Genomic DNA, 2,589 nt, shown 5'->3' on the forward strand with positions numbered 1-2,589 from the left:
GTCAGCGACCCCTTGCGGATGACGCCATCGAGGTGATGGATCGCCGGGTGGCTGCCATAGCCGAGCGTCAGGTCGCGAAAGGTCAGGCAGGCATTGGTCATCGGTGGTCCGTTGGGGCGGTAGCCCATTGTTCGAGCGGTTCAAGTCGATATGTGATGTTATTACATTAGTCAACAAGATGGCCCGACGCAATTTGGTCACGGCCGGTCAACTCGCCGTGTACGCAACGGGCAGGGGCCACACAATTGGCTCAATTGGTTTCGTCCCTGCCGGCCTTGCCCGAAACCGGCGCGGACTCTAAAGAGGCGCGACCGATAATAGGAAGGAACGCCCCATGAGCATTCGTCGCATCGATGTTGGCCCGCGCATGAGCCAGATCGTCATCCACGGCAACACCGTCTATCTGGCCGGCCAGGTCGGCGAGCCCGGCGGCAATGTCGCCTCGCAGACCCGCGACATCCTGAAGACCATCGACGAATTGCTGGCCAAGGCCGGAACCGACAAGACCAAGATCCTGCAGACCATCATCTGGCTGGCCGACATGAGCACCTTCGCCGAGATGAACGCGGAATGGGACAAGTGGGTGCCGCAGGGCCATACGCCCGCCCGCGCCACCGGCGAGGCCAAGCTGGCCGGCCCGGAATATATGGTCGAGATTATTATTACGGCGGCGATTTAAGGCGCGGCGCCCGAACTGCCAATCTCCCCCACGAGGGGGAGATCACTCATCCCTGCGACGGCGTGAACCGCGCCACCAGCGTGTGGCTCTCGGCCGGATAAATAAAGCGCACATGCGTCACCGGGTGCTCGGCGCTCCAGGTGCGACGCTCGACCACCAGGCAGGGCGCGCCGGGGTCTATATCGAGCGTGTCGGCGACATGGTCGTCCGCGGCGGTGGCGCGGATGCGATGCTCGGCCTCGCTCCACGGCACGCGGCCGATCAGCCAGGGGCCGGGCGCGATGGCCAAAAAGTCCTCCTCGCCGGCCTCCGCGACCGCGGCGAGATTGATCAGCCGCTGCTCATGCGCGAAGGGCCGCTGGCCAGCGAAATGCAGGCATTCCAGCGAAAGCACCAAGCCTGGGGCGGAAAGGCCCAGCAGTGACCGGTCCTCGGCGCTGCTGCGCCGCTTCAGCCGAGCCATCCTTTCATAGCGATAGGGCAGGCCGAGCGCTTCGACCTCGATCCGGATGTCGTGCAGTTCCAGCACCGCCGCCTGCGACTGCGGCCGGCGGACAAAACTGCCGGAACGGCGGCGGCGCTCGATCAGCCCGGCCTTGGCCAGCTGCGACAGCGCCTTGTTCACCGTCATGCGCGAGCAATTGTATTCAGCTGTCAGCTCGTGCTCGAACGGAATCCTGTGTCCGGGCGCCCAGGCGCCGGACAGGATCTTTTCGCTGATGTCGGACAGGATGCGCTGGTGCAGCGAAACAGCCTCGCCACCTTCCGCTTCCATTGTCTCGATCATGCTCATGTCGCGGTTTCGCCTGTTGAACGAGCTAGGCTGCCGACAGCGCGGTCATGACAGCGCGGAACCTCTCGGCGATTGGCTCGCGCCTGGCATGCTGGCCGCCGCTGACCTGCTTCCTGCCGTGCACCCAGACGCTGTCGACGCTGGCGCCGTTGGCGAAGATCCAGGCATCGAGGATGGAGTCTCCCGTCTTGCCGGCGAGCGACGGATGGTTCGGGTCGAGCGACACCAAATCGGCCGGGGCGCCGGCTGCGATCCGCGCCGGGCCGGCGCCGAGCGCGGCGCTGCCGCCGTCGAGCGCGGCATCGAACAAGGCGCGGCCGGTCGAGCCGCCCGCCACCGCCAGCACGTTGCGGGCGCGGTGCGCCAGGCGCTGCGAATATTCAAGTTGCCTGAGCTCGTCCGGCAGGCCGATTAGCACATTAGAGTCTGAGCCGACGCCGAAGCGGCCGCCATGTTCGACGAACAGCGGCGCGGTGAAGGTGCCGTCGCCGAGATTGGCCTCGGTGATCGGGCAGAGGCCGGCGATCGCGCCACTCCTGGCCATGCGGACCGTCTCGGCCTCGGTCATATGCGTGGCGTGGATCAGGCACCAGCGCCGGTCCACCTTGGCATGGTCAAGAAGGAATTCGACCGGCCGCGCGCCCGACCAGGCGAAGCAATCCTCCACTTCCTTTGTTTGCTCGGCGATATGAATGTGGATCGGGCCGTCGGGCGCCATCGCGGTTACCGCGTCGAGTTCCTCTGGCGTCGCGGCGCGCAGGCTGTGCGGGGCGACGCCGACAACGGCCTGATCGAGCGAGCGAACGCTTTCGCGGCCTTTCTCAAGCAAGCGTCCGAACCGTTGGACATCATTGATGAATCGCCGCTGGCCCTCATTGGGTGCCGCACCCCCGAAGGAGGAATGGGCATAGAAGACGGGCAGCAGCGTCAGCCCGATGCCGGTCTCAGCCGCGGCCGCCGCGATCCGCTCCGCCATCTCGGCGATGTTGCCATAGGGTTTTCCGTCGCGGTCGTGGTGGAGATAGTGGAACTCGCCGACGCGCGAAAATCCCGCTTCCAGCATCTCGACATAAAGCTGTGCCGCCACCGCCTCGACCTGGTCCGGCGTCATCGACAG

General features: G+C 65.6%; 3 protein-coding genes and 1 pseudogene. 1 reads left to right on the top strand and 3 read right to left on the bottom strand.

All coding sequences use genetic code 11. The features are described 5' to 3' along the window. A pseudogene (locus EN745_RS37360) lies at nucleotides 1-101 on the bottom strand (ABC transporter); the annotation flags it as partial. 233 nt (nucleotides 102-334) lie between these two features. Between EN745_RS37360 and EN745_RS33390 the strand changes: the two are divergent. Next, nucleotides 335-679 (top strand): RidA family protein, encoded by a 345-nt coding sequence (locus tag EN745_RS33390; RefSeq protein ID WP_127423206.1) that lies wholly within the window; start codon nucleotides 335-337, stop codon nucleotides 677-679. A 46-nt stretch (nucleotides 680-725) separates the two neighbouring features. Here EN745_RS33390 and hutC read toward each other — a convergent pair whose 3' ends face one another. Further along, complete coding sequence (hutC, locus tag EN745_RS33395) at nucleotides 726-1,472, bottom strand: histidine utilization repressor (protein WP_127423207.1); 747 nt, start codon at nucleotides 1,470-1,472, stop codon at nucleotides 726-728. Nucleotides 1,473-1,497: 25 nt separating this feature from the next. Beyond that, nucleotides 1,498-2,589 (bottom strand): formimidoylglutamate deiminase (locus EN745_RS33400; protein WP_127423208.1); only part of this gene is annotated, 1,092 nt, incomplete at its 5' end.

It is taken from the genome of Mesorhizobium sp. M4A.F.Ca.ET.022.05.2.1 (assembly GCF_003998845.1).
Classification (GTDB): domain Bacteria; phylum Pseudomonadota; class Alphaproteobacteria; order Rhizobiales; family Rhizobiaceae; genus Mesorhizobium.